This window comes from Phormidium tenue FACHB-1052 (genome assembly GCF_014696675.1).
Taxonomy (GTDB): domain Bacteria; phylum Cyanobacteriota; class Cyanobacteriia; order Phormidesmidales; family Phormidesmidaceae; genus Nodosilinea; species Nodosilinea tenuis_A.
The window spans coordinates 26,164-38,445 of the sequence record NZ_JACJQN010000004.1; the positions used below are offsets into that span (position 1 = coordinate 26,164).

General features: G+C 58.9%; 11 protein-coding genes. 8 read left to right on the forward strand and 3 right to left on the reverse strand.

Going from position 1 to position 12,282, the window contains the following annotated elements; translation table 11 throughout:
* Window positions 1–118: 118 nt before the first annotated feature.
* Both hetR and H6G07_RS07605 read right to left on the reverse strand, forming a co-directional pair.
* Complete coding sequence (gene hetR / locus H6G07_RS07600; protein ID WP_084173021.1) at window positions 119–1,048, reverse strand: heterocyst differentiation control protein; 930 nt, start codon at window positions 1,046–1,048, stop codon at window positions 119–121.
* Between the two features lie 638 nt (window positions 1,049–1,686).
* On the reverse strand, window positions 1,687–2,268 hold the full coding sequence (locus tag H6G07_RS07605) for a hypothetical protein (RefSeq protein WP_199311975.1): 582 nt from the start codon (window positions 2,266–2,268) through the stop codon (window positions 1,687–1,689).
* 418 nt (window positions 2,269–2,686) lie between these two features.
* Between H6G07_RS07605 and H6G07_RS07610 the strand changes: the two genes are divergently transcribed.
* The 5 genes from H6G07_RS07610 to sppA all read left to right on the forward strand — a co-directional run bounded on the left by H6G07_RS07610 (window position 2,687) and on the right by sppA (window position 7,783).
* A complete protein-coding gene (locus H6G07_RS07610; protein ID WP_073607949.1) occupies window positions 2,687–3,199 on the forward strand; it encodes a Ycf51 family protein in 513 nt (170 codons plus the stop codon).
* Between the two features lie 49 nt (window positions 3,200–3,248).
* Entirely contained in the window at window positions 3,249–4,433 is a 1,185-nt protein-coding gene (locus H6G07_RS07615) for an iron-containing alcohol dehydrogenase family protein (protein WP_073607948.1), read from the forward strand.
* Window positions 4,430–5,632: an aspartate aminotransferase gene (locus H6G07_RS07620; RefSeq protein WP_073607947.1), complete on the forward strand. Its 1,203-nt coding sequence runs from the start codon at window positions 4,430–4,432 to the stop codon at window positions 5,630–5,632. Before H6G07_RS07615 ends, H6G07_RS07620 begins: the two co-directional genes overlap by 4 nt.
* An 86-nt stretch (window positions 5,633–5,718) precedes the next feature.
* A complete protein-coding gene (locus H6G07_RS07625) occupies window positions 5,719–5,916 on the forward strand; it encodes a Sec-independent protein translocase subunit TatA/TatB (protein WP_073607946.1) in 198 nt (65 codons plus the stop codon).
* A gap of 31 nt (window positions 5,917–5,947) precedes the next feature.
* Window positions 5,948–7,783: a signal peptide peptidase SppA gene (gene sppA / locus H6G07_RS07630; protein WP_073607945.1), complete on the forward strand. Its 1,836-nt coding sequence runs from the start codon at window positions 5,948–5,950 to the stop codon at window positions 7,781–7,783.
* A gap of 112 nt (window positions 7,784–7,895) precedes the next feature.
* Here sppA and H6G07_RS07635 read toward each other — a convergent pair whose 3' ends face one another.
* Complete coding sequence (locus H6G07_RS07635; protein WP_242026669.1) at window positions 7,896–8,906, reverse strand: NAD-dependent epimerase/dehydratase family protein; 1,011 nt, start codon at window positions 8,904–8,906, stop codon at window positions 7,896–7,898.
* Between the two features lie 227 nt (window positions 8,907–9,133).
* On the opposite strand from H6G07_RS07635, the gene H6G07_RS07640 reads away from it, so the two are divergent.
* From H6G07_RS07640 to H6G07_RS07650, 3 genes are all read left to right on the forward strand, one after another.
* Window positions 9,134–9,658, forward strand: coding sequence for a type IV pilin protein (locus tag H6G07_RS07640; protein ID WP_073607944.1), 525 nt, complete (start codon window positions 9,134–9,136; stop codon window positions 9,656–9,658).
* Between the two features lie 201 nt (window positions 9,659–9,859).
* A complete protein-coding gene (ubiE, locus tag H6G07_RS07645) occupies window positions 9,860–10,633 on the forward strand; it encodes a bifunctional demethylmenaquinone methyltransferase/2-methoxy-6-polyprenyl-1,4-benzoquinol methylase UbiE (protein WP_073608004.1) in 774 nt (257 codons plus the stop codon).
* Complete coding sequence (locus H6G07_RS07650; protein WP_073607943.1) at window positions 10,620–11,864, forward strand: DUF445 domain-containing protein; 1,245 nt, start codon at window positions 10,620–10,622, stop codon at window positions 11,862–11,864. The genes ubiE and H6G07_RS07650 overlap by 14 nt, the downstream gene beginning before the upstream one ends.
* Window positions 11,865–12,282: the final 418 nt, after the last annotated feature.

The window sequence follows — 12,282 nt, forward strand, 5'->3', positions numbered from 1 at the left end:
CAGGTGAACAGGTTTAGTGTTCAGATTGCTGGTTGTGTGCCTGGCTGGCTCACCCTTGCGTTGGATCCCCCACTTCGACCGTTGCCGCTGGATTGCGACCTAGATTGCGACTATCTCTCTAGTCATGTTCACGGCGGCCTGCGGCGAACTGAAGCACCATGGGCAGGCCACCGTCCTGGTGATACTTATCGGCCCAGGCACGCAGCATGGCGTCGAGTTCTTCAAGAGCGACTTTGCGGTCTTGGGGGGCGACATCGAACACCTCTACCCCCCGCAGCACGCCCTCATCTTCTCGCACCCAGGCTTGTAGCAAGCTGAAGAACCTGGCCACATCGTCGATCATGGCGAAGACTCGCTCCTGCTCCCCCTTGGGCGAGTAGGACTCACTAGCCAGGGCATACAGCGGAATATCCACTAGGGGAGAGTCAATTTGAATCACGGTGCCAGAGTGCAGCAGCCGAAATTTAATGTGCAACATCAGGGCATCGCTAAAGGGCATGCGCTGGCTTGAGGGCAGTTCCTCCTGCGACATTTGATGGAGCAGCTCCATCAGCTCGGCAAACTCGACTTGATCTAAAATGCGGGCCTTGGGGGCGCTGGATGGCAGGCTCTCTTCAATGGTCTTGCGCTCGCCGGGGGTCAGCCCCTGTAGCCGCACTCGCGCTGCGCCTGGGGCACAGGGAAAGTGCTCTTGCCAGAGAAACGGCAGGGCAATGAGATAGTAAGGTTCCTTAGAATTGAGTACCTTGAGGCTTTGCCCTTCCGCCAGGGCAACCTGAATCTCTTGGACAATAGCTTTGACCCGTTTGGGTTCAACGTGGTACAAAAACCCCGTCTTGCGAATATTGTTGCCCTGTTCGACGAAGGTGCTATAGATTGCCAGCTTGGCAGCGGTGGTGGCGGCGTCTAAAAAAGCTCCGTAGCGGTGCCCGCCCATTTTCATGGTGCTGAGGGCTAGGTTTAACAAAATCCAGTCTGCGGGGCTACTGTCTACAGCTCGCAGCAAATCATTTTTCAAATCGGGCGGAACTTGGGACAGGTGGGTCACAGGATAAAAATGACTCAGACTAGGTAAATTACAAGATTTTTAGCCTCAACAACTTACCGCTAACACTAAAGTGACGATGATGGCTACTTAGGACAAAACAACCGTTCTTGAGCTGCTTAAAATTGCCCTACTTAGTAATTTAGAAGCTCACTGCAAACATAGGCAAGTAAGCCTTGGGCACTAAGTATTGGGCATTGTTACCCCATTCGCCATTGCGGCGATGACCTAATTGGTATAAGCAGCAAGGCCTACTCTACAGCCATAGCCCTGGTCTGTAGAGCGCTACGTATGCCCCTAACATAGCCCAAGCTCACAATTTTTGCGGCTTTCTATGCTGAGAGGTTTAAGCAGAGTTCAAAGTATAGGGTTAGTTGAAGAAAATGCTTCATATTGGGGAGCAAAATGCTCAGAAGTTGCTTGTCTGCAGCCAGAAAAATGGAGTCAGACTAGATTTAGCCTGACTTGGTCGTGAACTTAAAGACCGGGACATCTGAGCGATCGCTGAGTCCTCAAGCCTAAACAACAATCCCCAGCTCTAGGCGGCTCGACGCTGGGGTAGGGCAATTCTGGGATAGCTACTGGTTGCAGGGCGGTTCTCGCCTCAAAGAGGCCGCAGACACAGGCTTCGCAAATCAGTGCTACGACCCAGTGTCGGTGGGTTGGGCGGCACCGCAGTAGCCATTGACCTCAGTAATGAGCTGAGATTCAGTTTGGGAGAGGGTCTCAATGGAAGAGACCGCTGTCATGGTCTGCTGCTGGGATTCTTCGATTTTGGCGGGCAGCTCAGCCTCTGACTCGACCTGCACGACGAGATCCATGGCCTCTCGAGCATCGGTGAGGGCGGTGCTAAAGCCCTGCACAACCCCAACATAGTCGTCCCTAAACTTGCTGAGGTCTTCGTCCCGCAGGGTGGTGGACTGGAGATCGCCGACCAGCCCGTCGAGGTTGGTGACGACTTTATCGACGGCAGTGGTGTACTGGCTGGCGGCTAGCTTGATGTCGTCTAGGTTTTTGACTTGGGCAGCGCTTTCGCTAAAGGTTTGAATCTCGGCCTCAAACTCCTGCATAAAGCCCTGGGTTTGGTTGACTACTTCGGCGAGCTGGTTGCACTGGGCGACCTTAGATGACCCACAGCCGACCAGCAGCAGCGGTAGCACCAGCACTACCCGGCCCATGCCCCGTCGCCATTTACCCATGCCCGTCGCTGCTACCTGTGTCATCGCTGCCGCCGTTGTTTATTGCTACGGCTTCAAGTTTTACCCTGTCTTGGTTAGGTTTACAACCTAATTTATTGAGTTTTGATGGTGAGGTGCAGCGGAATGTAGGAGTGTTTAGGGAGGGGGTTTGCGGCTCTGGTGGAGCCTCGTTGGAACAGCGGTGATGGCGATCGCGATTCTCCTCCGGAGAGGCTGCGCCACTGCTTTTAGTTCTAGCCCTGCTCTGCAAAGACTGGAAAACTGCTGATAGGATCGAATATTAGAGGGTATTGCTAGATACCAGGGCCGTGGTTCTGGGATAGTTCTGAATCTAGGCAGCATCACCGCCAACGCTGTTCCCGATTGGGCCAGGGCTTCTGCGATATCTTGGATACTCTGGTGAATACTTTGGCCGTCTCAGTTTATAGGATGCGATCGCACCATGCTCAGCCCCGCCGATTTTTTAACTGCCACCCAGTGGGCTGGCATTGGCACCCTGGTTCTGGCCGCGCTCACAGCGCTGGCCTTCGGACTAAAGTGGGGTCTACGTTTTCGGCTGGTAGGGGCCACGGGGTTTGCCGCTGTGCTCACCGTCGGTCTGCTAGGCCTGAGCTTTGAACCCTTTAGTCGTATCGCCGTGCCGGGTTCTATTCCCTACACCACGGTTTACGACTCCGGGGCCAGCCAGATTGTGATTACGGTGCCCCCCGCTATCACCCCTGAGACACTAGATGCCACCCTGCATCAGGCCGCCAGCAATCTGTTTAAGCCCTACCGCCTAGGCCTACCGGGGCAGGTCGCGACCATTCGCGCCCGCACCGTTGTCCATGACCCCGATGGCATCTCTCGGCTGCTTTACCTAGGCCAAATTCAGCCCAATCCTAAGGGCTCAGAGGAACCGTTTCAGGTGCAGCTCAACCGAGATTCCTGGGCCAAACTCCCGACTCAAAGCTAAGCCCACCTACTCCTAACTATCCACCTACTCATCCACTCTCTCCCCGCCTATGACCACCGCTCAACTACCCATCCTTGCCATCTCCCCGGCCCAGGTTGTTCGGGGAGACGGCATTCTGACAGCCCAGGCAGCAATGCCTGGAGGGATCGCTGCACAAATCGCCCGGCTGGGGCAGAGTCCTCTCATTGTCGGCGGCAGCCACAGTCTGAAGCTGGCCACTCCCCTGGTCGAGGCTCTCGGCGCTGCGGGTCTGGCAACTCAGACGGTAGCCTACGGCCCAGACTGTAGCGAAGCCGCCCTGGCCCACCTGCGCTCCGCCGCCACCGATCACCAGGCCGACGTGGTGATTGGCATGGGCGGTGGCAAAGCGCTCGACGCCGCTAAGCTGCTGGCCCACCAGCTCAATCGGCCCGTGGTGACGGTGCCCACCTCGGGGGCGACCTGTGCCGCCTGGACCGCGCTGTCGAACGTATACTCTGACCAAGGAGCCTTTCGCTACGACGTGGCCCTAGCCACCTGCCCCAATCTGCTGATTCTGGACTACGCCCTGATTCGCACTGCACCCCGACGCACTTTGGTAGCAGGCATCGGTGATGGCTTGGCCAAGTGGTATGAGGCGGCGATCAGCAGCGGCACCAGCCAGCAGACCCTGATGGTGGCGGCGGTGCAGCAGGCGCGGGTGCTGCGCGATATTTTGCTGCAAAAGACCCCGGCGGCCCTGGCGCAGTGGGGTGGCCCCGACTGGCAAGAGGTGGTAGATGCCACGGTGCTGCTGGCCGGGGTTGTGGGCGGCATTGGCGGGGCCCAGTGCCGTACTGTGGCGGCCCACGCCGTGCACAACGGCCTGACTCAGCTACCCGCCAGCCACGGCATTCTCCACGGTGAGAAGGTGGCCTACGGCATTTTGGTGCAGCTACGCCTCGAAGAAATGGGTGGCAACGCGGCCCTGGCGCGGGCCGCGCGGCAGCAGCTATTGCCCTTTTATCAAGCGGCAGGATTGCCCCAAACCCTGGCTGACTTGGGTCTGGAGGACATGACCCTGAGCCAGCTACAGCAGGCGGCGGAATTTGCCTGCCGCGAGGGGTCTGATATTCACCACCTGCCGTTTACTGTCACCCCCGAGGCGGTGATGGCAGCCATGGTGTCGCCCCTGTGTCCCGAATTGCGCGAAAAGCCCCGCGACTCTGCCTCTGCCCGTTCGTCCTCTAGTGTTGCCCCGGAGGTGCAGCCATGACCCTTGACTGGATGCCCACCGCTCACCGTCTTAGCGCCCTACCCCCCTACGTGTTTGCCCGCCTGGATGAACTCAAGGCTCGCGCCCGTGAGCAGGGACTTGATCTGATCGACCTAGGCATGGGCAACCCCGACGGCCCCACCCCGGCCCCCGTGGTGGAGGCCGCCCGCGCGGCGATCGGCGATGCCACGACCCACGGCTACCCCCCCTTTGAGGGCACCGCCAGCTTCCGCACCGCGATCACCGACTGGTATAGTCGCCGCTACGGAGTGGCCCTCGACCCCACTGCCGAGGCTCTGCCTCTGCTGGGCAGCAAGGAGGGCATTACCCACCTGGCGATGGCGTTTATCAACCCCGGCGATCTGGTGCTGGTGCCGACGCCGGCCTACCCGGCTCACTTTCGCGGCCCGGCGATCGCTGGTGCCGAGATCTACAACCTGCACCTCACCGCCGCCAACAACTGGCTAATTGATTTTGACGCCATTCCGGTGGAGGTGGCTCAGCGGGCCAAGGCGCTGTTCTTTAACTACCCCAACAACCCCACCGCCGCCACCGCCCCACGTGAGTTTTTTGAGGCTGCGGTGGAGTTTGCCCACCGCTACCAGATTTTGCTGGTGCATGATCTCTGCTATGCCGAGTTGGCCTTCGACGGCTACCAGCCCACCAGCCTGCTGGAGATTCCCGGCGGCAAGGAGGTTGGTGTTGAGTTTCACACCCTATCGAAGACCTACAACATGGCGGGCTGGCGGGTGGGCTTTGTGGTGGGCAACTCCCACATTATTCAGGGACTGCGCACCCTCAAGACTAACCTCGACTACGGCATTTTTGCGGCCCTGCAGCGGGCGGCAGAAACAGCCCTATCACTGCCCGACCATTACCTAGAAGAGGTGCAGCAGCGCTACTCTAGTCGCCGCGACTTTTTGATCGACGAGTTTGCTTCCCTGGGTTGGACGGTGGAAAAACCCCAGGCCACGATGTACCTGTGGGTGCCCTGCCCCCCCGACAGCACCTCGACAGACTTTGCCCTCTCGGTGCTGCAAGAAACTGGGGTGGTAGTCACCCCCGGCAACGCCTTCGGCCCCGGCGGCGAGGGCTACATTCGCGTCAGTTTGATTGCTGAGTGCGATCGCCTCGCCGTCGCCATGGATCGCATTCGCCAGGCGGGCTTCCGCTTCGCCCCTGAAACGGCAGCGGTCTAGGGCCAGGGGCCGGGACGGTTCACTGCCTCTAGCCCGGCCCCTAGCCCCAGGCTGTATAGTTAGACAACCACCACCACCCTAGCGCCATGTTTAACCTCGGCTGGACTGAAGTCGTTCTCGTCATCGGAGTGGCCGTACTGATCTTCGGCCCCAAGAAAATTCCTGAACTGGGCAGCGCCCTGGGCAAAACCCTGCGCGGCTTTAAAGAAGAGATGAGCCAGACTCCTGACGAAACGGCCATCGACACCTACGAAGACGCTGAAGACGCTGACGTATATCGATAGTTTGCCTTTTTAACCCCCTAGCGTTATCCCCATGCGGCAATTTTTGAAGTACACCCTGGCCAGCCTGACCGGGTCGATTTTGTTCTGTTTGCTGCTGGGATTTTTGCTCACCCTGGGGGCGGTAGGGCTAGTGGGCGTGCTCGTGGCGGGCCTGGGCAAAGAGGGCGAGGCCCCTACCGTCGAGAAAGACACGGTGCTGGTCTACGACCTCGCCACGGTGATCCCTGACTCGCCCGAGGCCATCGACCCCAGCGCCTTGGTGTTTGGCACCCAGATCCCCAGCGAGCTGACCCTGCGCCAGGCGGTGCTGGCCCTCGAAGAGGCGGCCACCGACGATCGCATCACCGCCCTTTACCTGAAGGGTAGCACTGCTCTGGGTGCCGGGCTGGCCAGCCAAAGCGAAATTCAGCCTGCGATCGCGGCCTTTCAGGCGGCGGGCAAGCCGATTTTGGCCTACGACATTTCCTGGAGCGAACGGGAGTACGCGGTGGCCGCCTTGGCCGACACGATCTACCTCAACCCCTTTGGGGAGATCGAGATGAACGGCCTCTACGCCGAAACCATGTACCAGGCCGATGCCCTGGAAAAACTGGGGGTAGGGGTGCAGGTCACCCGCGTGGGCCGCTACAAGTCGGCGGTCGAGCCGCTGATTCGCGACACCATGAGCCCGGAGGAGCGAGAGCAGACCCAGCGTCTGCTGGGGGATGTGTGGCAAAACCTGCTGACCACCGCCGCCGCGCCCCGTGACCTGTCGCCCCAGCAGCTGCAAACCATTGCCAACACTAAAGGATTTTTGTTTGGGGCCGAGGCTGAAACGCAGAAGCTTGCCGATGCGATCGCCTACGAAGACGAAGTGATCACCGCCCTGCGAGAACTGACCGGCGAGGGAGATGAAGAGGTAAAAGACAGCGACCTCGACTTTCGCCAGATTAGCCTGGCGCGCTATGCCGCTACCGTTGCAGACCCCCTCACCAGCCGCCGCTCCGGTAACCAGGTGGCCCTGGTCTACGCCGAAGGCCCGATCATCGACGGCGGCGATGGCGACTTCAACCAGAGTGGCATCATTGAGGGCAATGTTTTAGCTCGGCAGCTGCGGCAGCTGCGCCAGGACGATGAGGTCAAAGCCATCGTGCTGCGGGTCAACAGCCCCGGCGGCAGCGCCACCGCCTCGGAAGTCATTTTGCGTGAAGTTCAGCTATTGCGCGAGGCGGGTAAGCCCGTGGTGGTGTCAATGGGCAACGTGGCGGCCTCCGGCGGCTACTGGATTGCCTCCCAGGCCGATGCCATTTTGGCCCAGCCTACGACGATCACAGGCTCCATCGGGGTCTACGGCATCTTTCTCAACCTCGAAGATCTGGGCACCAAGGTGGGGGTTAACTGGGACGGGGTCAAAACCTCGGAACTGGCCGACATTTTCTCCAGCACCCGACCCAAAACCGAGGCTGAGCTAGCAATTTTGCAGCGCTCCGTCGACACCATCTACGACAGCTTTCTCGACCGGGTAGCAGAGGGGCGCGACCTGACGCGGCCAGCAGTGGCTGAGCTGGCCCAGGGGCGAGTATGGTCAGGCCAAGCGGCGCTCGATCTGGGTCTGGTAGACAAGCTGGGGGGGGTGAATGAGGCGATCGCCACCGCCGCCGACCTGGCCGAGCTAGGCGACGACTGGCGCTTACAAGAGTATCCTGAACCCAGCGAGTTGCAGCAATTCTTGCGCGGCTTTTTCAGCGCCGAAGTCGCTCAGATCCAGGCCCACGACCCGCTGACAACCCAAGTACTCCAGTTCGTTGACGATGCCCAAATTCTGCGCACCCTCAACGACCGCCGTGGCATTTATCTGCTGATGCCCTATCAGTTTGTGGTGAAGTAGAGCTGTAGAGCGATAAGGAAGATGGGGAATGGCGGCATGAGGAGATGGGGAAGCTGAGGGGAAAAAACTCAGTTTGCGAACTTCTCCACCTGCCTCATCGTCCCTAGACGCCTCACTCCCTAATCTTCTTCCGTCGCTTCACCCCAGGCAAACCGTGCACCCGCATCAGATCGGCCAGGGTCGAGCAGTAGGGTTCCATGCCAAAGCTGGCGGGGCTGACGGCACCAGCGTAGACGAAGTGACGGTAATGCAGACAGAAATAGTCCCAGGGGGCCATCTGCACTCGAAATAGCTTAATTAGCACATCGGTCAGCCACATCGAGAGGGGAATGCGAAACCAGATGCGCTGGCCAAAGTAGTCGCAGATTTGCTCGACGGCCTGGTTTACCGTCAGCGGTGGGTTGCCCAGCACGTACTCACGGTAGCCCTCGGTGGAAGGGTGCTCGACGAGATAGTTGACCACCGTGGCAATGTCTTGGGCATGGGCAAAGTGAAACCCGGCATCGGCCCGAAAAAAGCGCGCCAGGCCAATCCAGCGGGTGACATCCTGAAGCCCGGCGGAGATAAAGGAGTAGGGCTTTTCTTTGTCGCCGCCAAACACCAGGGTGGGAAACACCGTCGTAATTTTGTCGTAGACGGGCAGCTCACCCAGGCGATGGTGGCATTCGTACTTAGTGCGAATGTAGTCGGTGCCAATTTCCCCAGCTTCGGGGAGGGGTTCGCTGCGCTGGCTCAAAATACTGGCGGTGGAAAAATAGATCACCTGCTGGCAGCGATCGCGATCGAGGCGGGCCAGTAGCCCTAGGTTGGCCTCAACATTGATCGCTTCTACGTAGGCAGGGTCGCCGCCCCAGGCCGCAGCAGTCAGAATGGCGATGTCGATGGTGGGCAGCAGGTCGGCAAAGGGCTCAATATTTTCGAGGCCACCCTGGAGAATGTGTACCCTGGGGTTGCCTTGCACCGGCAGCTGTAGCTTCTCGGGGTGGCGCAGCAGCAAAAATAGCTCGTAGCGATCGCTCTCCAGCAGCAGCTCCAAAATATAGTGGCCAATGCAACCGCTGGCCCCCGTCATAAACACACGCAGGTAGTCAGGGCTTGGGCCGGTAGAGGAAAAAGTGTCCAAATCGCTCAGGTTCAACAGCTATAGTCAGACAGTTTAGACGGTTTTGGTAGAGCTAAGCGTTTGTTTGAGGCTGAAGGGCTTACCAAAGCCCAATTTCTGCCTTTAGGTTCCGCCTTGCAGTGGCCCACCGCTGCTTTAAAGATTAGATAAAACCCGGCAAAGTTTCCCGGTTTTCTCCGAAAAATTGCGTAGACGGCACTGCAATTTCTATCCTGATTTTCGTTGCTATGGTTGACCTTAGCGGCTACAAGTTTACCCGTCGCCCATTCTTTGTCCCGGTTCAGAGGGAGCGGGGCTTTACCCTCATTGAGCTCATGGTTGTAGTTGTGATCCTCGGGGTCTTAGCAACGGTAGCCCTGCCCAGCTTTCTCAATCAAGCGGCCCGCGCTAAACAGGCCAGAGCGCTGAAATATATTGGCATGGTCAACCGGGCTCAACAGGCGTTTTTTGTGGAAAATTCTCGCTTTGCCACCTCCACTACCGAGCTGGGTTTTACTAATGAGAATGCTCCCCTTGACTACACCTATACGATAACTGCCGGAGTAAGCGGATTAGAGATTACCAGCACCCAGGCCACGCCTACCAACCCAGCACTGCGAGGCTACGCTGGGGTCGTCTTTGCCACCGTTGCTCCCAGCGGCTTGGCCCGACTGGGCACGGCCATCTGCCAGGGCAGTACCGCAGACGTCCCGACTCCAACGCCGATCACAGTGGCAGGGCAAGTGCAGATTGCCAACTGCACGCTGCGCTGAGGGGCGGTGGGCAGGGTATTAGGTTAGGCCTGCGAGTTCCCTCTGTAAGGCAGAACCCCGCATCCTAAACCCTAAACCTTGCACCCCAACCTGCCAGAGCAGACCCGATCGCGATCGCACATGTAACAAACACTACGAACTACCGTGGCTGTGGGCCAGGGGCAGCGCTACAGTAAAGGTTACTCTTCTATTGCACTCACCGTGGGATTTGCCCAGCCACCCCCAACTGCCCCACCAACCGCCGCCCCAACTGCTGCGGATATTCAAGGCCTGTTCGATCGCATTGCCCCGGTATACGACCGTCTGAACGAACGCCTCAGCTTTGGGCTGCACCGGGTGTGGAAACGCATGGCCGTGCGCTGGAGCAGGGCCGCCCCAGGCCAGCAGGTGCTGGATGTCTGCTGCGGCAGCGGCGATCTAGCGCTATTGCTGGCCCACCAAGTGGGAGCCACGGGTATGGTATATGGACTTGATTTCTCGGCAGAGCTGCTAGCGGTGGCGGACGGGCGTTGGCAAAGCCTCTCCGGAGCAGAATTTCGCCGGGCCTACCTGCCTGCTGCGCTGCACTGGGTGCAGGGCGATGCCCTGGCCCTGCCCTTTGAGGCCCACACCTTCGATGCTGCCACCATGGGCTACGGCCTGCGCAACCTCACCGACATTCCCCAGGGGCTAGCCGAGCTGCGACGGGTGCTTAAGCCCGGTGCCAGCGCCGCCATCCTCGACTTTCACCGGCCCCAGGGCTGGGTGGCTGAGCAGTTTCAGCGCTGCTACCTGGAGACGCTGGTAATACCCACCGCTGATCGGATGGGCCTGACTGACGAATATGCCTACATCGGCCCCAGCGTCGATCGCTTCCCCACCGGGCCAGAACAGGTAAAGCTGGCTCGTCAGGCGGGGTTTGAGCGGGCGGTTCACTACCCCATTGCCGGGGGGCTGATGGGGGTACTGGTGGTGAGTTGCCATGACCGGGTCTGAGCTGTGGCTACTGCTGGCACCGCCCCTGGTGGGCGGCATCATTGGCTATTTCACCAATGACATCGCCATCAAAATGCTGTTTCGCCCCTACCGCCCCATCTACCTAGGCAAGCGGCGGCTACCCTTTACCCCAGGGCTGATCCCCAGCAACCAGGAGCGGCTGGCCAAGCGCATCTCTGACACGATCATGGGATCGCTGCTCACCCCCGAAGAGCTGCAAAACCTGGCCCGGCGACTGTTGCAGACCGATCGCACCCAGGCGGCCATCAAATGGCTGTTGCAGCTCGCCCTCGACCAGGTGCAGAGCCGCGCCCAGGAGCGCACCGCCAAAATTGCCGGAGCCATACTGCAAGACCTGTTCGGCAAATCGCTGCCCCGCCTGATTCGCGTCTGGGCGCGGCGCGAAGACTTTTTAGAGCCCCAGCTCAACCAGCTATTTGACCAGGTGCTGCTCGACTTTAAGCTCACGGCTGACCAGGCTGACCAGATCGCCACCTGGTTGCTCAGCGGCGTGTTTCCCCCCGACAAACTGCGCCAGCTGACCATCGACTTTCTCACCGATCGCAACATTCAGGTGATCGACACCATCTTTCGGGAGCGCACCAGCGGCACCTACTGGGTGGTGGCCAACCTGTTTGGCGTGCGCAACGCCCTGGGCCGTCTGCGGGCTTTTTGCCTTGACGAACGAGAGGTGAGCAACGCCCGCATTGCCGAGCTGGTGATCGCCCTTCAGCTCAAAAAGCGCCTGCAAGAGTCACTCCAGCGGGTGTCGCTGCAAAATCTGCCCGTGTCAACGGTGCGCCAGGTGCGCCGCAACCTGCGCGAGTCATTGCAGGGCTACATCCGCACCTTGGGGCCAGAGTTCGTCAGAAACCTGGGCAACTCGGTCAACTGGGAAACCCTAGCCACCCAGTTGCTCAACCGGCTGCAAAATTCTGAGGTGATTACCCAGTCGCTAGACCCGGTGAGTGAAGAGCTGGCGCTGATTTTAGAACGCTACCTAGAGCGCGATCTAGAATCGCTGGTGGCGCAAATCATCCCGATTTTAAACATTGACCAGGTGATCATCGACCGGGTGCGGGGCACCTCGGCTAAGGATCTAGAGCTGGCGATCCAGGGCATTGTGCGCAGTGAGCTGCAGGCGATTGTGAATCTGGGCGGCATTCTGGGGTTTGCGATCGGGCTACTGCAATCCGGATTTTTCTACTTTCAGCGCTCCGGTGGCGTTTAGCGGTAACAGCCTGGTTTGTAAGCAGAGAACCGATTGAGTCTTTACTGTCCCAAAAACTCGGCCCAGCTTGCGGTAGGGCATTACCCCTAAAGCAAAGGCGGCTCGGGCAGCGGTGAAAGCTGTTCACTTTGGTTTGGTGAATGCTTTATCTCTCTTCAGACAGATTCTTGCTGCTAATCTTAAAATGAGAATAAATAAGCCCTTTGAGGAATTATAGTTCCTCTTTTAGGCTCCCCTGAGTGGCCTGCATACAGCAAGTCAGTCTCTCTTTAATACTCATTTTTAAGCCAATACTTAAACCACTATTGACAGGTTGATTGAGGACGGGCAGCTAGAGACAACCGAGCGCTAAGCGAGCCTCGATCGCTTTTATTGCCCCAGTTGACTAGAGGCTAATGATCCGATTGTCCCTCGCTCC